The 23,529-nt window shown below is 70.6% G+C and carries 16 protein-coding genes and 1 pseudogene; 9 read left to right on the plus strand and 8 right to left on the minus strand.

The genetic code is table 11. The features are described from left to right. The first annotated feature begins 182 nt into the window (after positions 1-182). The 4 genes and pseudogenes from AC5DRG_RS47620 (at position 183) to AC5DRG_RS47635 (ending at position 5,382) form a co-directional block, all read left to right on the plus strand. Complete coding sequence (locus AC5DRG_RS47620) at positions 183-2,633, plus strand: SpoIIE family protein phosphatase (RefSeq protein ID WP_491806549.1); 2,451 nt, start codon at positions 183-185, stop codon at positions 2,631-2,633. 82 nt (positions 2,634-2,715) lie between these two features. After that, positions 2,716-3,273, plus strand: a pseudogene (locus AC5DRG_RS47625) (C40 family peptidase); the annotation flags it as partial. A gap of 143 nt (positions 3,274-3,416) precedes the next feature. Beyond that, complete coding sequence (locus AC5DRG_RS47630) at positions 3,417-4,484, plus strand: glucose-1-phosphate thymidylyltransferase (RefSeq protein WP_491806550.1); 1,068 nt, start codon at positions 3,417-3,419, stop codon at positions 4,482-4,484. Between the two features lie 94 nt (positions 4,485-4,578). Next, complete coding sequence (locus AC5DRG_RS47635) at positions 4,579-5,382, plus strand: class I SAM-dependent methyltransferase (protein ID WP_491806551.1); 804 nt, start codon at positions 4,579-4,581, stop codon at positions 5,380-5,382. Positions 5,383-5,456: 74 nt separating this feature from the next. Here the strand turns inward: AC5DRG_RS47635 and AC5DRG_RS47640 are convergent, their stop codons facing one another. After that, entirely contained in the window at positions 5,457-7,421 is a 1,965-nt protein-coding gene (locus AC5DRG_RS47640) for a glycosyltransferase family 2 protein (RefSeq protein WP_491806552.1), read from the minus strand. A gap of 178 nt (positions 7,422-7,599) precedes the next feature. On the opposite strand from AC5DRG_RS47640, the gene AC5DRG_RS47645 reads away from it, so the two are divergent. Then, complete coding sequence (locus AC5DRG_RS47645) at positions 7,600-8,100, plus strand: metallophosphoesterase family protein (RefSeq protein ID WP_491806553.1); 501 nt, start codon at positions 7,600-7,602, stop codon at positions 8,098-8,100. Between the two features lie 5 nt (positions 8,101-8,105). Here the strand turns inward: AC5DRG_RS47645 and AC5DRG_RS47650 are convergent, their stop codons facing one another. From AC5DRG_RS47650 to AC5DRG_RS47675, 6 genes are read right to left on the minus strand one after another with little or no spacing between them, the layout of a single operon-like run. Beyond that, positions 8,106-9,212, minus strand: coding sequence for an XdhC family protein (locus AC5DRG_RS47650; protein ID WP_491806554.1), 1,107 nt, complete (start codon positions 9,210-9,212; stop codon positions 8,106-8,108). After that, on the minus strand, positions 9,205-10,347 hold the full coding sequence (locus AC5DRG_RS47655) for a vWA domain-containing protein (RefSeq protein WP_491806555.1): 1,143 nt from the start codon (positions 10,345-10,347) through the stop codon (positions 9,205-9,207). The genes AC5DRG_RS47650 and AC5DRG_RS47655 overlap by 8 nt, the downstream gene beginning before the upstream one ends. 6 nt (positions 10,348-10,353) lie before the next feature. After that, a complete protein-coding gene (locus AC5DRG_RS47660; protein WP_491806556.1) occupies positions 10,354-11,256 on the minus strand; it encodes an AAA family ATPase in 903 nt (300 codons plus the stop codon). A 16-nt stretch (positions 11,257-11,272) separates the two neighbouring features. After that, positions 11,273-12,127, minus strand: coding sequence for an FAD binding domain-containing protein (locus AC5DRG_RS47665; protein ID WP_491806557.1), 855 nt, complete (start codon positions 12,125-12,127; stop codon positions 11,273-11,275). Further along, a complete protein-coding gene (locus tag AC5DRG_RS47670; RefSeq protein WP_491806558.1) occupies positions 12,124-14,499 on the minus strand; it encodes a xanthine dehydrogenase family protein molybdopterin-binding subunit in 2,376 nt (791 codons plus the stop codon). Before AC5DRG_RS47670 ends, AC5DRG_RS47665 begins: the two co-directional genes overlap by 4 nt. Further along, positions 14,496-14,966 carry a (2Fe-2S)-binding protein gene (locus AC5DRG_RS47675; protein ID WP_491806559.1) on the minus strand — a complete coding sequence of 157 codons (471 nt, stop codon included), beginning with the start codon at positions 14,964-14,966 and terminating at the stop codon, positions 14,496-14,498. The genes AC5DRG_RS47670 and AC5DRG_RS47675 overlap by 4 nt, the downstream gene beginning before the upstream one ends. A gap of 227 nt (positions 14,967-15,193) precedes the next feature. Between AC5DRG_RS47675 and AC5DRG_RS47680 the strand changes: the two genes are divergently transcribed. Continuing rightward, complete coding sequence (locus tag AC5DRG_RS47680) at positions 15,194-17,164, plus strand: GTP-binding protein (protein WP_491806560.1); 1,971 nt, start codon at positions 15,194-15,196, stop codon at positions 17,162-17,164. A 93-nt stretch (positions 17,165-17,257) separates the two neighbouring features. Then, on the plus strand, positions 17,258-19,105 hold the full coding sequence (locus tag AC5DRG_RS47685; protein WP_491806561.1) for a glycoside hydrolase family 5 protein: 1,848 nt from the start codon (positions 17,258-17,260) through the stop codon (positions 19,103-19,105). A gap of 88 nt (positions 19,106-19,193) precedes the next feature. Here the strand turns inward: AC5DRG_RS47685 and AC5DRG_RS47690 are convergent, their stop codons facing one another. Continuing rightward, entirely contained in the window at positions 19,194-20,441 is a 1,248-nt protein-coding gene (locus AC5DRG_RS47690; protein WP_491806562.1) for a YncE family protein, read from the minus strand. A 173-nt stretch (positions 20,442-20,614) separates the two neighbouring features. On the opposite strand from AC5DRG_RS47690, the gene AC5DRG_RS47695 reads away from it, so the two are divergent. Beyond that, positions 20,615-21,274 (plus strand): TetR/AcrR family transcriptional regulator, encoded by a 660-nt coding sequence (locus AC5DRG_RS47695; protein ID WP_491806563.1) that lies wholly within the window; start codon positions 20,615-20,617, stop codon positions 21,272-21,274. Positions 21,275-21,486: 212 nt separating this feature from the next. Next, positions 21,487-23,454: an RICIN domain-containing protein gene (locus AC5DRG_RS47700; RefSeq protein ID WP_491806564.1), complete on the plus strand. Its 1,968-nt coding sequence runs from the start codon at positions 21,487-21,489 to the stop codon at positions 23,452-23,454. Positions 23,455-23,529 lie beyond the last annotated feature (75 nt).

A 23,529-nucleotide genomic window follows, 5' to 3' on the forward strand; every position in this document is an offset into this window, starting at 1 on the left:
CGCCGGGCACGCGCGACACGCCCCAGGGATCAAGGCTCCCTCCTGGCGGCCCGACGCGCACGGCGAGGGCTCCCGTGCCCAGTACCGGGCGCACGCCGGGCGCTCGGTCACGGACGGTCACAGGGGTCGCCACGCCCACGGAACGTCCACAGGGGCTGCGCGGGCGGCTCATAAGCGCTGTAATGACGGACGTGGTCAGTGAGGGCGCGGCGGAACGCAGAACGAGAACGCTGCGTGCCGAACTTGCCCTCAAGACGCTCGCCGCCGAGCCGGACTCACGCGAACGGCTGCACCGCGTCCTCGAACAGGCGCTCGTCTTCACGGGCGCCACACTCGCCGCCGTCTACACACCGGGCGAGAACGGCGACCTGCTCTGCCTGGTCGAGTCGGCCGGCGTACCGAGGACCCTCTACGCGCTACGGGACGCCTACCCCGTATCCGGCCGGTCCCCGGCGGCCGACGCCCACCGCGAAGGCAGGACCTCGTGGCTCGGCCCCGACGATCTCGCCGAATGCGCGGACTCCCGGCGCCTGCCGACCGGCGAGCTCCACCTCGCGGCCCTCCCGGTCCGTGGCGGGAGCGGAGGCGCTCTCCTCGCCGTGACCGAGACCCCGGGCGGTTTCGACGACGAGGGCCGCAAGTGCCTCGAACTCATCGCCGAGGCCGTCGCCTGCCCCGCCGCGGCCGAGGCCGCCGAGGGCGAGGAACTGGCCGCCAACGCCTTCAGCCTGGCCATGGACACCGGGCGAGTGGAGGTCGGCGACGGCCTCCTGGCACTGTTCGGACTGGCCCGGGCCGACTTCGACGGCAGGGTCGAGACCCTGCTGGGCCTGACCGTGCCCGAGGACCTGCCCTCCCTGATGTCCGTGGTCGAGGCGGACCACATGTCCATCGGCGACCGCGAGCTGGAGTTCCGGGTCCTGCGGCCCGACGGACAGCCCAAGTGGCTGCGGCTGCGCGGACGCCTCCTGCCCGGCGGCGACGGCCGGCCCGTCCGGCTCGTCGGCACCGTCACCGACGCCTCCCAGCTGCGCTCCGGCGTCAACGACGTGGCCCGCGTCCAGCGCCTCGCCGCCGCACTGGCCACCGCGGGCACCGTCCGGGACGTCAGTCAGGCCGTCGTCACGGCCCTGCGCAAGCCGCTGCAGGCCGACCGGATCGCGCTCGCCGAGCTGGAGGGCGACCGGCTGATCGTCACCGTCCTCGACCCGCCCGAACCCGAGTCCTGGCCCGAGCTGTGGCGCCTGGAGTGGCGCTCCGAGTGGCCCGACGCCCCCGTGCGCCTCATGCCCACCCTCGCCACCGCCCTGCGCGAGGGCCGCGCCCAGATCTGGCCCGCCGGCACCGTCCTCGAACCCGCCCTCGCCGAGGTCGGCCCAGGCGGCCTCGCCGTCCTGCCGCTGCCCGCCGGGGGCCGCATGGCCGGCGCCTGCCTCATCGGCTGGGACGCCCCGCACGACTTCGGCCCCGACGAACGCGCCCTGCTCACCGCCTCCGCCGGCCTCGCAGGGCAGGCCCTGATGCGCGCCCACGCCTTCGACGCCGAACACGAACTGGTCGGCATGCTCCAGCGCCAGCTGCTGCCGCGCCGCCTGCCCACCCTGCCCGGCGGGGTCGCCGTCGCCCGCTACCTCCCCACGACCGAGGGCCTGGAGGTCGGCGGCGACTGGTACGACGTCATCCCGCTGCCCGACAACCACGTCGCCCTCGTCATCGGCGACGTCCAGGGCCACAACGCGGGCGCCGCCACCCTTATGGGCCAGATGCGCACCGCCCTGCGCGCGTACGCGGTCGAGGGCCACCCCCCTGACGTGGTGGTCTCCCACGCCAACCGTCTCCTGATGGACATGGAGAGCGACCTCTTCGCCACCTGCTGCTACGTCGACGTCGACATGGAGGAGGGCACGGCCTGGTACGTGCGGGCCGGACACCTGCCCCCGGTGCTGCGTCACCCGGACGGCTCCACGGAGATCCCCGAGGCGGACGGCGGCCCGCCGCTCGGCGTGGTCATGCAGGCCGACTTCCCGATGACCCAGCTCGGCCTGCGGCCCGGCACGCTCCTCGCGCTCACCACGGACGGCCTCGTCGAGTCCCCCGAGGCCGACATCGACGAGGGCATGGACCGGTTCGCCCACGAACTGGCCGTCTCCGACCCCGAGCACCTCGGACTCGTCGCCGACGCCCTCCTCGGCAACGCCCGCCGCAATGACGACGTCGCCCTCCTCCTCCTGCGCTACGACGGCATGGCCGTACGCCCGCTGCGCGAGAGCTGGACGGTGTGGCGCGTCCCCGAAGCGGCCCGGCACGCCCGCCGCTTCACCAAGCGCACCCTGCGCGCCTGGGGCGTGACCGAGGAGACGGACGCCGTTCTCCTCGTCGTCTCCGAACTCGTCACCAACGCCCTCGTGCACACCGACGGCAGAGTCCGGCTCGACCTCACCCTCGTCAACCACCGACTGCGGGTCGCGGTCGCCGACTCCTCACCCCGCACCCCGGTCAAGCCCACCGACATCGGCTGGGAGGCCACCGGAGGCCGCGGCATCCTCCTCGTCGAGGCCATGTCGGCGGCGTGGGGGAGCGTTCCGGTCAGCGGCGGCAAGCAGGTGTGGTGCGAGATCGCCCTCGGCGAGTGACCGCGCCCGGTTGCCCACGGCCTGGTGAACGACCTGGCCACAGCCGGTTTCCCGGCCGCTCGCCCGCCGCGTTCGGTACACGTGGGGCGGCGGTCACGGCGCCGCGCCCGGTGGCACGTACGGCCAGGTGGACCCCACCGACCCGGCGAGCGAACACGACCCCGAACGGCTCGGCTTCGACTGCTCCGGGCTGGTCCGATACGCCTACGCCCAGGCCGTCGGCACGGACATCCTCAACGGCGTCGCGAGCGCCCAGTACTACACGCACCGCGCCGCCGAACGCTTCACCGCCGCCCAGGGCCTCGCCCCGCTGCTCCCCGGTGACCTGCTCGCCTGGGGCACCTCGAAGCAGCTGCACCACATCGCCATCTACCTCGGCGCCAGGAAGATGGTCGAGGCGAAGCAATCCGGCACGAAGCTGATGGTGAGCGAAGTCCGTCTGAACGGCGACTACTTCGGCGCCCTCCGCGTCAACACCGGCCCGGCGACGGGGCACCTCCACGAGACCTGGGGCACGGGAGTCTGGACGAAGACCGAACCCAACGACGCCTGGTCCTACCTGCCGGACTACAAGGCCTGGGTCACCAACATCTACCTCCAGGGTCCGGCTTGGCTGGACGACGTACCGACGTGCGCATGACCGTGAGCCGTCGGAGACCTTGACGCGGGGTGTCGGAAAAGGGGGGCTGTTTCCCTGCCCGGCACCCCACAGCCGTGCTGTCGTAACAAACAAGCAAGACAACCATTGGTCACTCATGGTCGATCAGGGCTAGGGTGAACCAGATGAAGGCTCTCGTGCTCTCCGGTGGCGCGGGCACACGGCTCAGGCCCATCACGCACACCTCGGCCAAGCAGCTCGTCCCCGTCGCGAACAAGCCCGTGCTGTTCTACGGGCTGGAATCGATCGCGGCCGCGGGAATCACCGAGGTCGGAATGATCGTCGGGGACACCGCCGCCGAGATCGAGGAAGCGGTCGGCGACGGGTCGAAGTTCGGCCTGGAGATCACCTACATCCCCCAGGCACGGCCGCTCGGACTGGCCCACGCGGTACTGATCGCGCGGGACTGGCTCGGCGACGACGATTTCGTGATGTACCTCGGCGACAACTTCATCGTCGGTGGGATCTCCGACCTCGTCGGCGAGTTCCGCGCGAACCGGCCGGCCGCACAGATCCTCCTCACCCAGGTCCCCGACCCCCGCGCCTTCGGCGTCGCCGAACTCGACGCGTCGGGCCAGGTGATCGGCCTGGAGGAGAAGCCGGAGCACCCCAAGAGCGACCTCGCCCTGGTCGGGGTGTACCTCTTCACCCCGGCGATCCACGCAGCCGTCGCCGCCATCGAGCCGTCCTGGCGCGGCGAGTTGGAGATCACCCACGCCATCCAGCACCTGATCGACGACGGGGCCGACGTACGCTCCACGACGATCACGGGCTACTGGAAGGACACGGGGAACGTCAGCGACATGCTGGAGGTGAACCGGAGGGTCCTGGAGACCATCGCACCGCGCGTCGACGGCGAGATCGACAATGCCTCCGAGGCCGTGGGACGGGTCGTGGTCGAGGAGGGCGCGCGGATCGTGAACTCCCGCATCGTCGGCCCCGCCGTCATCGGCTCCGGAACGGTCGTGAGCGCCTCCTACGTCGGCCCCTTCACCTCGATCGCGGAGAACTGCCGTATCACCGACAGCGAGGTGGAGTTCTCGATCGTGCTCCGGGACTCCTCGATCGACGGGGTGGGACGGATCGAGTCCTCGCTGATCGGCCGGCACGTCGAGGTGACCCCGGCGCCCGATGTACCCAGCGCACACCGCCTCGTCCTCGGCGACCACAGCAAGGTGCAGATCCGTTCATGACCCTCCTCGTCACCAGCGAGGCCTTCACCCGGCCCGCCCCCCGACCCGCAGCCCTGCACGAAGCATTGCCACACATCCGCAAGGAGATTTCCTCGTGAAACGTCATGAGTTCCTCCGGGAGCTCCACAAGGTCAGCGCGAACCGGAACTACCTGGAGATCGGCGTCAACGACGGCCGAAGCCTGACGCTGTCCCGGGTGCCCAGCATCGCGATCGACCCCGCGTTCAAGGTGGTGTCGGAGATCCGCTGCGACGTCCACCTGGCGAAGGCGACCAGCGACGACTTCTTCGCCCGCCAGAACCCCCTCGCGCACCTGCGCGGCGGCCGCCATCCGCTGCGCAACCTGGCGCGCAACCGCAGCCCCTTCGGCTACTGGCAGCGCACCACGCTCGACCTGTCGTTCATCGACGGCATGCACCTGTTCGAGTACGCGCTGCGCGACTTCATCAACGTGGAGAAGCACTCCGACTGGGCCAGCGTGATCGTCCTGGACGACATGCTGCCGCGCAGCGTCGACGAGGCGGCCCGTGACCGGCACACCAACGCCTGGACCGGCGACGTCTACAAGATGATCGAGGTGCTGGCCCGCTTCCGCCCCGACCTGGTGACGGTCCTGGTCGACACCGAGCCCACCGGCCAGCTGATCGTCTTCGGCGCCGACCCGGACAACACGGTGCTCAAGGACAAGTACGACGAGATCATCGCCGAGTATGTCGTCCCGGACCCGCAGAAGGTGCCCGAGACGGTCCTGGAGCGGGCCTCGGCCGTGAAGCCCGAGGAGCTGGTGGGAGCCGGCTTCTGGGCCCCGCTGGTCCGCGCCCGCAACCGCGGAACCAAGCGGGCCCGCGGCTGGGAGCCCCTGCGGCGCAGCGCGGAGCAGCTCAGCGTCAGTCGCTGAGTCCGCGCTGCCGCCGGCAGTAGGCGGAGCGGTCCCAGGACCGCTCCGCCTCGGTCGGCGGCAGCGCCTCGCCGTTATGCCCTACGGGCCTTGAGCTCGGCGGTGACCTTCCTGCGGACCGCACCCAGGACGCGCCGCACCCCGCGGGCCAGCCGTGTCACACCGCTGGGCCGGGGCGGCCCGATCACCCGTGCACCGACCGCGGTGCCCTGCAACGGCAGCGGCAATGCGAGGAAGCGCGGTGCGTCGGCGCCGGGGGCGAGGCTCAGCGTGGCCCGCCACGTCCCGCCCCGCAGGTCCTTGGTGGGCAGCGTCGCCGTCAGCAGCGCCCCGGTCGTGTCGGCGGCGGAGAGCACGCCGGGCACCTCGATGCGCTGGTCGGGCGTCGTGCCGGTCAGCCGCAGCAGCACCTCGGTGTCGCCGGGGACGTACAGCGGCAGCGCCACGGTGAGCCGGTCGCCCGAGACGGTGACGTCCTGGGGCGAGACGCGACCGAGGCCGAGGCGCTTGCTCGCCCGGTCGACGTCCACGGAGAAGTTGTGGTGCGGCTCCGTCCAGTACGGCAGCACCACACGGCCGCCGACGACACCCGCGTCCGGGGTGGGGCGGGAGCGGCGAGGGGCCGGGCCGAGCCGGCACTCCTTGGTCCAGCCGCCCAGCCGGACGCGCAGGTGGGCGTCCCAGTAGCCGGCGTTCAGCGGGAAGTCGCCGGCCGCGGTCGTGGGGTCGACGGTGGCCGTGGCGTGCAGCACCATGCGGACGCCCGTGCCGTCCGCGGTGGGAACCGTCTCGCGGGTGAACTCCACCGGCTGGAAGTACGGGGCGGCGCTGGAGCGCTCGCGCAGCAGCAGATCCACCTTGGCCTCGCCGAACCGGGTGACGGTGTCCGCGCCCACCCAGGCGATCGCCTCCGCGATGTCCTTCGGCGGACCCTCCAGCGGGGTGCGGGCGCCTTCGGCGGGCAGCGTCAGCGGTGCGCCGCCCGACGCGTACTCGGCGGTGAACGAGACGTGCAGGACACCGTCCCGCCACTCCACCCGCTCCGGTGCGGACGTCGGCACGATGCCGACCTCCCACTCGGCGAACGCGACGACGTCCTCGTAGCGGTCGGCGGCGATCAGCGCGGCGACCACCTGCTGGGTGGGCTGGAGCCCGGCCGCGACGCCCGGGCCGAAGCGCTCCACGACGACGCCCCGCATCTCGTCGAACAGCTCCCGACGGTACTCCTGGGGCACCTTCAACAGGCGGCGCCCGCGCATCCGCTCGACCATCTCGACGCGCAGCCAGCGCCGGTGCAGCCGGTCGCGCACCGGCCCCGGCTCGGTGTACTCGTCGACGACGTCCAGCGCCTCGCGGAGATTCTTGAAGTAGCCGACGGGGTCGAAGCGCTGGAAGCCCGCGTTGGCGCCGTCCTCACGCTTGATGTGGTAGTAGCAGACGTAGTCGCTGAGCACGGAGACGTTGGCCGCCCGCAGATACGCCTCGGTGACGAAGACGTGGTCCTCCAGGCGCCGCCGGCCCTCCGGGAAGCGGAGGCCGATGCGGTCCAGGAACTCGCGGCGGACCATCTTGTGCGGGGTGAGGCTGTCGATCAGCGGGGTGTTCTCGACGCTGGCGTGCGGATGGTTGCGGCGGAACAGCTCCACCGGCACACCCCGGCCCTGACCGGCCATCTTGCCGACGATCACGTCCGCGCCGTTGGCCACGCCGTAGTCGTACATCCGCTCCAGGGCCTCGTCGCCGAGATAGTCGTCGTTGTCGACGAACATCACGAACTCGCCCTTGGCGGCGGCGATTCCGACGTTACGGGGCTTGCCCGACCAGCCGGAGGGCTCCTGATGGATCACCGTCACGAGGCCGGGGTGCTCGGCGGCGAGCGCGTCGAGGCGGGCCGGGGTCCCGTCGTCGGAACCGTCGTCGACGAAGATCGCCTCGTACTCGTCCGGCGGCAGCGACTGCCGCAGCAACGAGGCGATGCAGTCCTCGATATACGGTCCCGGGTTGTACACGGGAACGATCACACTGACCTTGACCGGCATCCGGCTTGATCCCCCTTGGTTCGCTTCCCGTTTCCACTGTGGCACGGTGTGCGTGGCCAGATGCTAACGCTGTCGGGTAAGAGTGTGCCTGCGGGGCAAGCGGCGTGTCCTGGCGACCAGCCCCCACCGGCCCGTGCCCAACGAGCCGTACGACCAGCGGAGCGCCTACGCTGCAGACGTGCGCCTGCTCCTGATGTCCGACACCCATCTCCCCAAGCGGGCCAGGCAGCTGCCCGCCCAGCTCCTCGCCGAACTCCCGCTCGCGGACGTCGTGTTCCACGCCGGCGACTGGGTCGACGCCGCCACTCTGGACCTGCTGGAGGGCAGCTGCCGTCGGCTGATCGGCGTGTACGGCAACAACGACGGCCCGGATCTGCGCGCCCGGCTCCCCGAGGTGGCGGACGCCGAACTCGGCGGCCTGCGCTTCGGCGTCGTCCACGAGACGGGCCCCGCCCAGGGCAGAGAGGCCCGCTGTGCCGCCCGCTTCCCCGACCTCGACGTCCTGGTCTTCGGCCACAGCCACATCCCCTGGGACACCACCGCCCCCACGGGCCTGCGCCTCCTGAACCCGGGTTCCCCGACGGACCGCCGTCGTCAACCCCACTGCACGTACATGACCGCGACGGCGACCGACGGCGCGTTGACGGACGTACACCTGCACGAGCTGCCGCCGCGGTAGACCCGCTACACCGACTTCGGCGGATGGATCGCCCCGGCCGTCGCCGTCAGCGGGGAGCCACTGCCCGCCCAGCGCAGGGCGACGATCTCGGCGGCGACGGACACCGCCACCTCCTCGGGCGTACGGGCCCCGAGGTCGAGGCCGATCGGGGAGCGCAGTCGGGACAGCTCGGGCGGGGTGAGGCCGGCCTCGGTCAGGCGTTTCATGCGGTCGTCGTGGGTACGGCGGCTGCCCATCGCCCCGATGTACGCGGCGGGGCGGCGCAGTGCCTCCTCCAGCAGGGGTACGTCGAACTTCGGGTCGTGGGTGAGGACGCAGATCACCGTGCGCGCGTCCGTCGCGGTGCCCTGCAGATAGCGGTGGGGCCACTCGACGACGACCTCGACGCCCTCGGGGAAGCGTTTCGGCGTGGCGAAGACCGGGCGGGCGTCGCACACCGTGACCCGGTAGCCGAGGAAGGCGCCGATCCGGGCCACCGCGGCCGCGTAGTCGATCGCGCCGAAGACCAGCATCCGGGGCGGTGGCGCGAAGGAGTTCAGGAAGACCGTGACCGAGTCCTCGCGGCGCTCCCCATGGGGGCCGTAGTGGCGCAAACCCGTGGCGCCGAGGGCGAGTTCGCCGCGCGCGTCGGCGCTGACGGCCACGTCCAGGCCCGCCGTGCCCAGCGTGCCGGCGACCTCGTCCGGCCACACCGCGAGGGTCGCCCCGTGCGGAGCGGGTCCGTCGGTCACCGTCGCGACGGTCACAGGTCGGCCCGCCGCGACCGACTCCGCGACGGCGCCGAAGGACGGATCCAGCTCTGGCGTCACGGGCCGTACCAGCAGGGTGATCTCACCGCCGCAGGTCAGCCCGACCGCGAACGCGTCCTCGTCGCTGTAGCCGAAGGTCTCCAGGCGTGCCTCGCCGCTCGCCACGACCTCCTGGGCGAGTTCGTAGACCGCCCCTTCCACGCAGCCCCCGGAGACACTGCCCACCACCTCGTCGTCCGGGCCCACGGCCATGGCGGCCCCGGGATCGCGCGGTGCGCTGCGGCTCACCCCGACGACCGTGGCCAGGCCGAACGGTGCCCCTGCCGCATACCAGCGACTGAGCGCCGGGAGAATGTCACGCACGATCCGCTCCTCTCACCGGGGCCGGGTCGGCCCCTCGCACCACTGCCGCCAACCGCTCCAGCGCGGCCAGGCTGTGCCCCTCGACGAACGCGTCCACACTCGGCAGCGCCGCCGCCATCCCGGCCGCCAGGGGCGCGTATCCGGGGCGTCCCTTGCGCGGATTGGCCCAGATCACGCGGTGCGCCAGCCGGTGCAACCGTCGCATCTGGGTTCCGAGCAGTTCGGGATCGCCACGCTCCCAGCCGTCGGACAGCAATACCACGATCGCACCGCGCGCCATGCCCCGTTGCCCCCACCGGTTCAGGAACTCGCGCAGCAGCTCACCGAGCCGGGTGCCGCCGCGCCAGTCGGGCACGGCCGCGCCCACCGCCGCCATCGCCAGGTCCGGGTCGCGGTGCGTCAGTTCACGCGTCACCCGCGTCAGCCGGGTGCCGATCGTGAACACCTCCGTCCGGCCCCCGCGAGCGGCGGCGTGCGCGAAGCGCAGCAGCGCGTCCGCGTACGGCGCCATGGACCCGCTGACATCGACGAGCAGCACGACCGGGCGCGGGCGCGCGGCCCGGGCATGCCGCCGCGGACGTGCGGGTTCTCCGCCGCGCCGCAGCATCTCCCGCACCGTCCGGCGCGGATCGACCTCACCCCGCCGGGCCGGCCGCCGCCGCGCCGTGCGCCGCACCTGCCCGTGCAGCGCGAACGCGGCCAGCAGCCGCCGCAGTTGCTCACGCTCGACCGGGTCCAGCTGTGCGACGTCCCGATGCCGCAGGACCTCGCTGGAACTGGCGAGGGCGGGCATCGGCGGGGCGCGATGCCCGCTGTCGTACGTCCCACTGGTCGGTGCGTCCCGTACGACGAGCCGCAGCCGAGGCGGCGGGGGAGCGACACGCCCGGCCCGCGTGACCGGCTCACCGGGGCCGAAGTACGCGGCGAAGACCCTCTCGTACCGCTCCAGGTCGTCCCGCCCGCCACACAACGTCAGCCGTCCCGCCCAGTACACGTCCGCCCGCATCCCGGGCCCCAGCAGGTCCACCGCCCGCAGGAACGCGTGCAGCCGGTCGGCGCTCGCGTCGACTCCGGCCGCGCGCAGGGCCCGGGCGAGACCGAGGAGCGCGGCGTCTGCGGCGAGCGCGCCACTCACGCCCTGTCACGCCCCTCGGGCCGCGAGCACGGCCGCCAGATCCAGCCCCCGCGCCCGCTCGGCGTCCTCGCGGTACTTGAGCACCGAGCCCAGCGTCGCCACCGCCAGCTCCGCGTCCACCTCGCTCGCCCCGAGCGCGTCCAGCGCCTGCGCCCAGTCGATCGTCTCGGCCACACCCGGCGGCTTGAGCAGGTCCTCGCCGCGCAGCGCCTGCACCAGCGCGGTCACCTGTTCGGCCAGCCGTGCCGAGACGCCGGGCAACCGGCGCCGCACGATGGCGAGTTCGCGGGCGAAGCCGGGATGGTCGAACCAGTGGTACAGGCAGCGTCGCTTCAACGCGTCGTGCACCTCACGGGTGCGGTTGGACGTCAGCACGACCACGGGTGGTACCTCGGCCCGCAGCGTCCCCAGCTCCGGAATCGTCACCGAGAACTCCGACAGCAGCTCCAGCAGGAACGCCTCGAACTCGTCGTCGGCCCGGTCGATCTCGTCGACGAGAAGCACCGACGGATGCGTCTCCAGGGCCTGGAGCAGGGGCCGGGCCACCAGGAACCGGCGCTCGTACAGTTCGCTCTCCAGCCGGTCGGCGTCCGTGACCCCGGCCGCCTCGGCGGCCCGCAGATGCAGCAGCTGACGGGGGAAGTCCCAGTCGTACAGGGCCTGCGAGGCATCGATGCCCTCATGGCACTGCAAGCGGATGAGCGGGGCGCCGAGCGCCTCGGCGAGGGCGGACGCGAGCGCGGTCTTGCCCACGCCCGCGTCGCCCTCGCAGAAGATCGGCCGGTGCAGCCTCAGGGCCAGAAAGCAGGCGACGGCCAGCCCTTCGTCGACGAGATACCCCGTCTCCTCCAGGCGGGCCCGCACCTGCTCCGGGCTGCCCAGGCCCAGGCCCGCGATCGGGCCGTCCATGTGCGTGATCGGCTCCTCACCCCATCCCGGCGGCGGTCAGCACGGCCCGTTTCGTGAGCACGCGCGCGAGGTGAGCCCGGTACTCGGGCGAGCCCGAGGTGTCCTGCGCGGGCCGGCTCTCCTCCGCGGCCGACCGAGCTGCCAGGGCCACGGCCGCCGGATCGCCGGCCCCGGACAACGCGGCCTCGGTCGCCGAGGCCCGCACCGGTGTCGCGGCCATGTTGGTGAGCCCGATCCGCGCCTCGGCGATGTGCCCGTCGTCGCGCCGCACGAGAGCGGCCACCCCGACGATCGCCCAGGCCTGGGCGACTCGGTGGAACTTCTCGTAGTGGAAGCCCCAGCCGTCCCTCTTCGGCAGCCGCACCTCCACCAGCAGTTCGTCGGGCGCCAGCGCGGACTGCAGATAGTCGACGAAGAACTCGCGCGCCGCGATCGTCCGCCGCCCGTTCGGCCCGACCGCGACCAGCTCACCGTCCAGGGCCAGCACCACCGCGGGCAGGTCCCCGGCCGGATCGGCGTGCGCGAGCGAACCGCCGAGGGTGCCCCGGTGTCGTACGGCGGGATCCGCGACCGTCTCCGTGGCCGCCGCCAGCAGACCCGCGTGGCGGCGTACCAGCGGATCGCGGATCACGTCGTGGTGCGTGGTCATCGCGCCGATGACCAGCGTGTCGCCGTCCTCGCGCACCCCGCGCAACTCGGGGATCCGCCCCACGTCCACCACCAGCTCGGGAAAGGCCAGCCGCAGCCTCAGCAGCGGCAGCAGGCTCTGCCCGCCGGCCAGCACCTTCGCGTCCTCGCCCGCGCCGGCGAGCGCCCGGACCGCCTCGTCGACGGTCGTCGGCCGGGCGTAGTCGAATGCCGGAGGAATCATCGCGCCGCCTCCTCGATGGCCTCCCAGACCCGCTGCGGGGTACAGGGCATGCGTACTTCCCGGACACCCAGCGGTCGCAGCGCGTCCACGATCGCGTTGACGACGGCAGGCGTGGACGCGATCGTCCCGGACTCACCAACTCCCTTGACACCCAAGGGGTTTGTGGACGAAGGCGTCTCCGTCCGGTCCGTCACGAACTCGGGCAGATCTGCGGCCGACGGCACGAGATAGTCGGCCATCGTCCCGGAGATCAGGTTGCCCTCGTCGTCGTACACCGCCTCCTCGTACAGCGCCTGCGCGATGCCCTGGGCGAGCCCGCCATGGACCTGCCCCTCGACGATCATCGGGTTGACGACCCGGCCGACGTCGTCGACGCAGACGTAGGACCGGATCCGCGTCTGCCCGGTCTCGGTGTCGACCTCGACCGCGCACAGGTGGGTGCCGTGGGGGTAGGAGAAGTTGTCCGGGTCGACGAGGTGTTCGGCGTTGATCGTCGGTTCCATGCCGTCGGGCAGGTCGTGCGAGGAGAACGTCTCGAAGGCGACCTCCTGGATCGTCTTCCGCGCGTCGGGTGAGCCCTTCACGGAGAATACGCCGTGGGTGAACTCCAGGTCGTGCTCGCTCGCTTCGAGGAGATGCGCGGCCACCTTCCGTGCCTTGTCGACCACCTTGAGCGCCGCGTGATGGACGGCCGTTCCGCCGACGACCAGCGACCGCGACCCGTAGGTGTCCATGCCCTGCGGCGCCGCCCGTGTGTCGCCGTGCACGACCTCGACGTCCTCGAAGGGCACGCCCAGCACATCGGCGGCGATCTGGCTCCAGCAGGTCACATGCCCCTGCCCGTGCGGGCTGGTGCCGGTGACCACCTCGACTTTCCCGGTGGGCAGCATGCGGATGTTCGCCGCCTCCCAGCCGCCGGCCGCGTACCGCAGATCCCGCAGCACCCGGCTCGGCGCGAGACCGCACATCTCGGTGTACGTCGACACCCCGATCCCGAGCCGTACGGCGTCCCCGCGCTCGTTGCGGTCCGCCTGCTCGGCGCGCAGCTTGTCGTACCCGAACAGTCCGAGCGCCTTCTCGGTCGCGGCCTCGTAGTTGCCGCTGTCGTACGTCAGACCCGCGATCGACGTGTACGGGAACTCCTCGTGCCGGATCCAGTTCCGGCGCCGCAACTCGATGGGATCCAGGCCGAGTTCGACCGCGAGCTCGTCCATGACGCGTTCGATGGCGTACGTCGCCTCCGGGCGTCCGGCGCCGCGATAGGCGTCGGTCGGAGTGCGGGTCGTGAAGACGCCGGTGCAGGTGAAGTCGTAGGAGTCCATCTTGTAGATTCCCGGGTACATGAAGGCGCCGAGGATCGGTATGCCCGGGGTGACCAGCATCAGGTATGCGCCCATGTCGGCCAGTAGATCGACCTTGAGGCCGAGGACCTTGCCGTCGCGGTTGGCGGCGATCTCGATGTCCTGGATCATGCCGCGGCCGTGATGGGTCGCCAGGTAGCCCTCGGTGCGGGACTCGGTCCACTTCACCGGCCGTCCGAGGCGGCGTGCGACCGCGAGGCCGATGGCCTCCTCGCCGTACACCTGGAGCTTGGAGCCGAAGCCGCCGCCCACGTCGGGGGCGATGACGCGCAGCTTGTGCTCGGGGACGCCCGTGACCATCGCGAGCATGATCCGCAGGATGTGCGGGATCTGGGTCGAGGAGTAGAGCGTGTACTCGCCGGACGCGGCGAGCGGGGTCACGACGACCGCGCGCGGTTCCATGGCGTTGGGGATCAACCGCTGTTGCAGATAACGGCGTTTGAGGGTGACCTCGGCGCGCTCCCGCACGGACGCGAAGCTCTCGCCGGTGGCGAGCGGCCAGACGTAGCAGCGGTTGGTGCCCTTGTCGGCGTGGACCAGCGGGGCGTCCTCGGCGAGCGCGGCCTCCAGGTCGAGCACCGGGGACAGCGGCTCGTAGTCGACCTCGATCGCTTCGAGCGCGTCGGCCGCCGCGTACCGGTCGCGGGCCACCACGACCGCCACCGGATCACCGGCGTAACGCACCTCGTCGACCGCGATCGGCGGGTGGTCGGGGAGCACGATGTCCTCGGTCACCGGCCAGGCGCACGGCAGCGACCCCATCCCCTCCGCGAGGTCACTCCCGCTGAACGCCGCCACGACACCCGGCCGCTCCAGCGCCGGGGAGACGTCGATCCGGTCGATGCGGGCGTGGGCCATGGGGCTGCGCAGGATCGCGAGGTGCAGCAGCCCGCTGACGCTGATGTTGTCCGTCCAGTTGGTCTGCCCGGTGATCAGCCGGGCGTCCTCCTTGCGGGGCCGCGAGCGGCCGACTTCCGCTTCCGTCGTCCCGGTGTGCGTCGTCTCGGTCATGCCCCGACCTCCTGTCCGGAGGCGGCCAGGACCGCGCGCACGATGTTCTGGTAGCCGGTGCAGCGGCAGAGGTTGCCCTCCAGGCCCTGGCGTACGTCGTCCGCGGTCGGGCTCGGGTTCTCGCGCAGCAGATCACGCGCCGCCATGATCATCCCCGGGGTGCAGTAGCCGCACTGCAGGGCGTGCCGCTCGTGGAAGGCGCGCTGGAGTCCGGTCAACTCCCCGTTTCCGGACAGCCCCTGGACGGTGGTCACTTCGCTGCCGTCCGCCTGTACGGCCAGGACCGAGCAGCTCTTGACGCTCTCGCCGTCCAGGTCGACCGTGCAGGCCCCGCAGTTGGAGGTGTCGCAGCCAATGGGGGTGCCGGTCAGGCCCAGCCGGTCACGCAGGTAGTGGATCAGCAGGAGACGGGGTTCCACCTCGTCCTGATAGTTCGTGCCGTCCACCTTCACCGAGATGCGGGTCATGTGCCCTCCCAGGATCACGGACGTGATGGGCGTCACTCTAGGACCGCTCTGTGGAGGGGGCGAGGGCCGGGACAGCACTGGTTGAGCGTTAATCCGTTGCCGTCGTCGACCCGGAGCTGCTGCACTTCGGGTGACCTTGTCGCCACACGAGCCAGGAGCAGCAATGCGCGCACCTTTCATGTCCGCCCCGGAAGGAATGACCCCCTCTTCTAAGGACATGACGCTTCGTGCACTTGCTCAACCTCGGAATCCTCGCCCATGTCGACGCAGGTAAGACCAGCCTGACCGAGCGGCTGCTGCACTCGGTCGGTGTCATCGACGAGATCGGCAGCGTCGACGACGGCAACACGCAGACCGACACCCTCGCGCTGGAGCGCCGGCGCGGCATCACCATCAAGTCGGCCGTCGTCTCCTTCGCGATCGACGACGTCACCGTCAACCTCATCGACACCCCCGGCCACCCCGACTTCATCGCCGAGGTGGAGCGGATCCTCGGCGTGCTCGACGGCGCCGTCCTGGTCGTCTCGGCCGTGGAGGGCGTCCAGGCTCAGACCCGCGTCCTGATGCGCACCCTGCGACGGCTGCGCATCCCGACCCTCGTCTTCGTCAACAAGATCGACCGACGCGGGGCCCGGTACGAGGGCGTGCTGCGGGAGATCGCCGAGCGGCTCACCCCGGCGGTCGTGCCGATGGGGGAGGCCGTGGGGCCAGGGACCCGCGAGGCCGGGTTCGCCCCTGGCCCCTTGTCCGTCGACGTCCTCGCCGACCACGACGACGACCTGCTCGCCGCCTACGTCGAGGGACCCGTCCCGTACGACCGACTGCACGCGGCCCTCGTCGCCCAGACCCGCCAGGCCCTCGTCCACCCCGTGTACTTCGGCTCGGCCGTGACCGGTGCGGGCGTCCGCGAACTGATCGCCGGAATCCGGGAGTTGCTGCCCACCGCCGACGGCGATCCCGAAGGCCCGCTCTCCGGCACCGTGTTCAAGGTCGAGCGGGGCCCGGCGGGGGAGAAGATCGCCTACACACGCATGTTCTCCGGAACGCTGCGCACCCGCGACCGCGTCCCCTTCGGCGACGCCCGCGAAGAGGGCAGGATCACCGCGATCAGCGTCTTCGACCACGGCACGGACACCCGGCAGGACGCGGTTCCGGCAGGCCGGATCGCCAAGCTGTGGGGCCTGGCCGACATCAGGATCGGGGACGCCCTCGGCGAACCCCGCAAGGCCCACGGGCACTTCTTCGCCCCGCCCTCCCTCGAAACCGTCGTCGTCCCGGCGCCGGGGGCGGACCGCAGGGCCCTCCACCTCGCGCTCACTCAACTCGCCGAGCAGGACCCGCTGATCGGCCTGCGCCACGACGAGGTGCGGCAGGAGACCTCCGTCTCCCTCTACGGCGAGGTGCAGAAGGAGGTCATCCAGGCGACCCTCGCCGACGAGTACGGACTCGACGTCGACTTCCGGGAGACCACACCCCTGTGCATCGAGCGGCCGGTCGGGACGGGAGCGGCGGCCGAGTTCATCAAGAAGGACGCCAACCCCTTCCTCGCCACGGTCGGCCTGCGCATCGACCCGGCCCCGGTCGGCTCGGGCGTCGGCTTCCGGCTGGAGGTGGAGCTAGGAGCCATGCCGTACGCCTTCTTCAAGGCCGTCGAGGACACCGTGCGCGAGACCCTCGGCCAGGGACTGCACGGCTGGCAGGTCACCGACTGCACGGTGACCATGACCCACTCCGGGTACTGGCCGCGGCAGAGCCACTCCCACCAGGGCTTCGACAAGAGCATGTCGAGCACTGGCGCCGACTTCCGGGGGGTGACCCCGCTGGTGGTGATGGCGGCACTGAGGCAGGCGCACACCCAGGTGCACGAGCCCATGCACCGCTTCCGGATCGAGGCCCCGGCGGACACCCTGGGCGCGCTCCTGCCGCTGCTGGCCCGGCTGCGGGCCGTACCGAGCACCACCGAGACGCAGGGCACGTCCTGCGTCCTGGAGGGTGTGATCCCGGCGGCCCGGGTGCACGAACTGGACCAGTGGCTGCCCGGGTTGACCCGCGGCGAGGGCGAGTCGGAGAGCGCCTTCGACCACTATGCGCCGATCGCGGGCGGCACGGTCGCCGAGCGGCCGAGGACCGATCTGAACCCTCTTGATCGCAAGGAGTACCTCTTGAACCTTACGAGGAGAGTGGGCGCCCAAAGCTGAAAGTGGGCCCCAAACCCCCAAGTGGGGCCCCAAAGTTGAAATTTACTCAGGAGTCAGTTGGTATTGACGGGTTCTGGTGCACGCGGGACTGTAATGGACATGTCGAAGTTGCGTGCGCGTATGCTCGGCGTCCTCATCCTCCTCACCGGCCTTCTGAGCGGCCTCGGCGCTCAGCCCGCACAGGCCGACACCTTCTGGTTCGACAACTCCCCCCTCACCGTCCAGAACGGCCGCTTCACCGACGGCAACGGCCGTGAGGTCGTCCTGCGCGGCTACAACGTCTCCGGCGAGACCAAGCTCAAGGAGAACAACGGTCTGCCCTTCGCGTCGGTCGCCGACGCGAGGAAGTCGGCGACCGCCCTGAGGAACCTCGGCGGCGGCAACTCGGTCCGCTTCCTGCTCTCCTGGGCCTACGCGGAGCCGGTGCGAGGCACGGTCAGCAGCACCTATCTGGCCGCCGCCACCGCCCAGATGGGCGCGTTCCTCGACGCGGGAATCCGCGTCTACCCCGACTTCCACCAGGACCTCTACTCCCGCTGGCTCTTCGACTCGGACAGCTGGTACACCGGCGACGGAGCGCCCAAGTGGGCCGTCGACCTCGGTGACTACCCGGACGAGTACTGCGGGATCTGCCTCCTCTGGGGACAGAACATCACCCAGAACGCGGCCGTGAAGGAAGCGTCGTACGACTTCTGGCACAACACCTACGGCATCCAGGACTCGTTCCTCCTGACCGCCCAGAAGACGATGACGTATCTGAAGTCGAACCTCACGACCGCCCAGTTCGCGGGTGTCGTCGGCTTCGACCCGTACAACGAGCCGTACGCGGGGGTCTACGACTCGGGCCAGGCCAGCCGGGCCTGGGAGAAGGACGTCCTGTGGCCCTTCTACGTGAAGTTCCGTGCCCGGATGGACGCGGCCGGCTGGACCGACAAGCCCGCCTTCGTCGAACCGAACCTCTTCTGGAACGGCAACGTCAGTAAGGAGGAGGGCGGCCTCCTCGACGCGGGCACCCTCGGTTCCCGCTACGTCTTCAACACCCACTTCTACGACCAGAAGGCCATCTCCGGCATCCTCATGTGGGGCAATGCCGAGGACGGTCAGTACGTGACCGACTTCGGTACGGTCCGCGACCGGGCCTCCGCGCTCGGCACCACGGCCATCGTCAGCGAGTTCGGCCATCCCCTGAACGGCAGCACCGCCGGCAAGGCCCCGACCGTCCTCAAGGCCATGTACCAGGCCCTGGACTCACGGGTGAAGGGCGCCAACTGGTGGACCACGCCCGCCACTTCCGGCCCGGTCCTGTCCGGCTCGCAATGGCAGTGGGACATCTACAACGGCCGCCACAACGAGCTGATGAACGACAACCCGGACAAGGTCCTCACCTCGGGCGACGCCTGGAACGACGAGGATCTGTCGGCCGTCAAGCTGGACGACTCGGGTACGGCCGTCCTGCGCCAGGACACCCGGCTCCTCGACCGGATCTACCCGAGCGCCACCTCCGGCTCGACCGTCGCCTTCACCTACGAGGACCGCTCACGCGACGGCTCGACGACCCTCACCTGGAACCCGGTCCCGAGCTCACTGCCCAACGTCGCGCAACTGGTGGGCTCCGGGCAGTACAGCCTGCTGCTGTGGCGCTCGGGCAGCGGCACGGCACCCACCGAACTGCACCTCCCGGCGACCTTCCCGACCGCGACGACCACGGTCGTCTCGGACCTGGGCACGGCGTACAACCCCCCGTCGTACACGTCGTCGACCCCGGTGGGCGTGGCGACCGAGTTCGGCGGCACGGGAAGCCGCCGCCTCCTGCTGACGGACTCCGACTCGGGCACCCTGCACTACGCCCTGGTCACCAACGGCGCCACGTCCCCGTCCTCGACCCTGCTGACAGCGGCCCGCTCCGAGCTGGCCACTTGGGCGGCGAATTCGGGCGGCTAGTCGAACTTGGCCCTGCCTGACGCACCTGGCCGGCGAGAGCGATGCCGGCCAGGTGCTCAAGTCCCTTGAACATAGGGCGGGTTGATGCTCAGGACGCCGGGCTCGTCCAGTCCGCCGCCACATGACCCAGCCGTACGCGCTGCGGATGGTCGCCCACCGGCACCGACACGGTCTTGAGGCCGGTCGCGAAGTCGATGGCCGTGACCTGGTCGGCGCCGCTCTCGGACACGACGCAGCTCTTGCCGTCGCCGCTGACCGTGGCCCAGTAGGGCTTGGAGGCGGTGACCAGCGGGCCCTCCTGGAGGGTGGCGCGGTCGACGACGGTCGCGTAGTCGTCCATCGTGCCCGCGACGCACAGCTTGGTGCCGTCCGGCTTCATCGAAATGCCGTGGTGGCGCGAGTCGTTGACGAAGGTCGTGCGGTCGTCGCTGGTCGCCGGGTTCTTCGGCAGGGTCTTCGTCCGGGTGATCTTGTCGGTCGCGAGGTCGTACTCGAAGAAGCCGTTGAAGAACGAGACCTGGAAGTACAGCTTGGACTCGTCGGGCGAGAACACGGCCGGGCGGACGGCGTCCGAGTAGTCCGTGAGGCCGATCGCGTCCAGCCGCTGCCGCATGTCGATGACCTTGACCTGCTGGTACGTGGTGGCGTCGACGACGGTGATGCGCCGGTCGCCCTTCGTCCAGTCCAGCCAGGGGTCGTCGAGCGCGGTGTTCACGTCGCCGATCGCCATGTTGTAGATGTACTTGCCGTCCTGGGTGAAGATGTTCTCGTGCGGCTTGTCGCCGGTGGCGAACGAGCCCAGCTGGACGCCGGTGTTGATGTCCAGCACGTGCACGGTGTTCGAGGTCGACGCGGAGACCGCGACCCGGGTGCCGTCGGGGGAGACCGCCATGTGGTCGGAGCGGTAACCGGACACGGGGAAACGCCAGTTGATGTTCCCGGTGGTGAGGTCGATGGAGACGACGTCGGCGAAACTGGGACGGGAGACGACCACCGATGTGCCGTCCGGCGTCGAGTACATGTCGTCGACGAACTGGTCGTGTCCCTCGCCGACGCCGTTGCGGATGGCCATGAAGTAGGCCCACTTGATCGGGTCGGCGTTGATCGCGGCCATCCGCGCGTCCTTGTCCGGGATGACATTGAGCCGGCCGACCTTCGCGAAGTCACCGGTGGACTTGATGACGTCCGCGGTGCCCTCCCAGTTGTTGCCGACGAACAGCACCTCGCGCAGGGCGGCGGCGGAGCTGTCGGCGGTGGCGGCGGTCGCGGGGGCGGTGACGGTCAGGACCAGGGCGGCGGCTACGGAGCAAAGGTGCCGGGGTCTGAAAGCAGGCATGGCTGCTCTCTCCTCTGAGGTGGGGGTGTGCCGAGATGGTGCGGAGAATCTGAACACGCTCGAATTCAGAGTGAACTTACTGGACAGTAAGGAGGGGGTGCCTTCTCCACAAGACTCCGCGCACGACAAGATTGGCCGAGTCCGGATGTGAAGACGAGGTAGGGGAGTGACAGTTGGCGGGCAGGCTCAAAACGCCGACCGGCCGCTACGGCGGTAAGTCCGCCGCGGAACGGCAGGTCGAGCGGCGTCGGCGCTTCCTCGACGCGGCGCTCCAGCTGTTCGGCGACACCCCCGGCTACCGGTCCACGACCGTCGCCGCGCTCAGCGAGGCCGCCGGACTCTCCACCCGCCAGTTCTACGAGGAGTTCCGCACCCTGGAGGATGTGCTGGCCGCCCTGCACCTCCAGGTCAACGACTGGGCCGAGGAAGCAGTCCTGGCCGCGATCGCCGAGGGTGCGGACGCGCCGCTCGTGGAACGCGTCACCGCGATGTTCCGGGCCTACGCCGCGGACGTCACCGGCGACCCGCGCCGCATTCGCATCAGCTTCGTCGAGATCGTCGGCGTGAGCCCGCGCCTGGAGGAACAACGGCTCGCCCGCCGTGCCCGCTGGGTCGAACTCATCTGCGCCGAGGCGAACGAGGCCGCCGCACGCGGAGAGGCGGCGCCCCGCGACTACCGGATCGCCGCGACGGCGTTCATCGGCAGCATCAACGGCCTGCTCCACGACTGGAGCGCCGGCTACGTCGACGCCACCATGGACGAAGTCGTCGACGAGTTGGTCCAGCTGTTGCTGGGGATCCTGCGACCGGAGGCCTGGCGGCTCAGCGGCTGAGCCGGACGGCACTTCACTCTCTCGGACGGTGGGGCCCCGCTGTCATGACCGCTGCACGCATGCCCGTCCGCGCCCTGTCGCCTGACGGTCCGTGGGGAATCCCGCGCAGCTCTTGTCACAGCCGTTGACTTCCCCCTCCTGCGGCTCTACTTTCAGCGCGCCGATTCGTTCGGTTGCCCGATCCTTGTTCGGTATATCGGCAAAGGAGCCGCATGTCCCGCACCCCCCTCCTGCGCGCCCTCGCCCTGCGTACGCTGGCTCTGATCGCAGTGGCGGCGGCAGTTCTCCTGGTCGCCCGCCCCACCCCGAGCACCCCGCTCAAGGCGGAGCCCGTCGCCGTGTCGACCCGTCAGATACCGGTGCCCTCCGCCCCCATGGGCTGGGCCTCCTGGAACAGCTTCGCCGCGGTCATCGACTACAGCGTCATCAAGCAGCAGGTCGACGCGTTCGTCGCCGCGGGTCTGCCCGCCGCCGGCTACCAGTACATCAACATCGACGAAGGCTGGTGGCAGGGCACCCGCGACAGCGCGGGCAACATCACCGTCGACGAGTCGGAGTGGCCGGGTGGCATGAGCGCCATCGCCGACTACATCCACAGCAAGGGCCTCAAGGCCGGCATCTACACCGACGCGGGCAAGGACGGCTGCGGCTACTACTACCCGACGGGCCGCCCCGCGGCGCCCGGCTCGGGCAGCGAGGGCCACTACGAGCAGGACATGCTCCAGTTCTCCCAGTGGGGCTTCGACTTCGTGAAGGTCGACTGGTGCGGCGGCGACGCCGAGGGCCTCGACTCGAAGACCACCTACCAGGCCATCAGCAACGCCGTCGCCACGGCCTCGGCCACCACGGGCCGCCCGCTCACCCTGTCCATCTGCAACTGGGGCAAGTCGAACCCGTGGAACTGGGGCGCCGGCATGGCCCCGATGTGGCGGACCAGCACCGACATCATCTTCTGGGGCAACAGCCCCTCGATGACGAACCTGCTCTCCAACTTCGACCAGACCCTGCACCCCACGGCCCAGCACACCGGCTACTACAACGACCCGGACATGCTGATGGTCGGCATGGACGGCTTCACCGCCGCCCAGAACCGCACCCACATGAACCTGTGGGCGATCTCAGGCGCACCCCTCCTCGCCGGCAACAACCTGTCGACGATGACGACCGAGACGGCGAACATCCTCAAGAACCCCGAGGTCATCGCCGTAGACCAGGACACGCGCGGCCTCCAGGGCGTCAAGGTCGCCGAGGACACCACCGGAGCGCAGGTCTACGGCAAGGTCCTGTCCGGCACCGGCAACCGTGCCGTAGTCCTCCTCAACCGCACCTCGTCCGCGAAGAACATCACCGTCCGCTGGAGCGACCTCGGCCTGACGAGCGCCTCCGCGACCGTCCGTGACCTGTGGGCGCGGGCGAACGTGGGGTCGTACGCCACCGGTTACACGGCCAGTGTTCCGGCGGGCGGCTCGGTGATGCTCACGGTCACCGGCGGCACGGAGGCGGCGAGCAGCACGTACTCGCCGGTCTCCACCGGGCGCTTCACCGGCGTGACGGCCGCGAGCACGGGCGTGAACGTCGTCGACGTCTCCTACATCAACAACACCTCCGCCACCCGCACCGGGACCCTCCAGGTCAACGGCCAGACCGTCACCACGGTCGCCTTCCCGCCGACCGGCTCCACCGCGGGCACGGTCTCCGTCGAGGTCTCCCTGTCCAAGGGCTCCGCCAACACGCTCACCTTCACGGGCGGACCCACCGTCGAGGGCGTCGGAGTGAGGCCGCTGCCCGGCACCAACGGCAACCTGGTCGTCGGCACCGGGTCCTCCCGCTGCCTGGACGTCTACAACAGCACGATCACCAACGGCACCCAGGCCGAGCTGTGGGACTGCAACGGCGGCCGGAACCAGGCCTGGACGTACACCTCCCGCAAGGAACTCGTGGTGTACGGCAACAAGTGCCTGGACGCCTACAACCTCGGCACGACCAACGGCACCAAGGTCGTGATCTGGGACTGCAACGGCCAGACCAACCAGCAGTGGAACGTCAACAGCGACGGCACCATCACCAACGTCAACGCCGGCCTCTGCCTCGACGCCAGCGGCGCGGCCACGGCCAACGGGACGCTCATGATCCTGTGGACCTGCGGCACGGCCGCCAACCAGAAGTGGACGCTGAGCTAGCGACACACCTCCGCTGGCCCGTCCGGGTGGACCCGGGCGGGCCGGCGGACCGAGATCGTCCGGATACGTCATCCA

It is taken from the genome of Streptomyces sp. JLBG701, assembly GCF_058544905.1.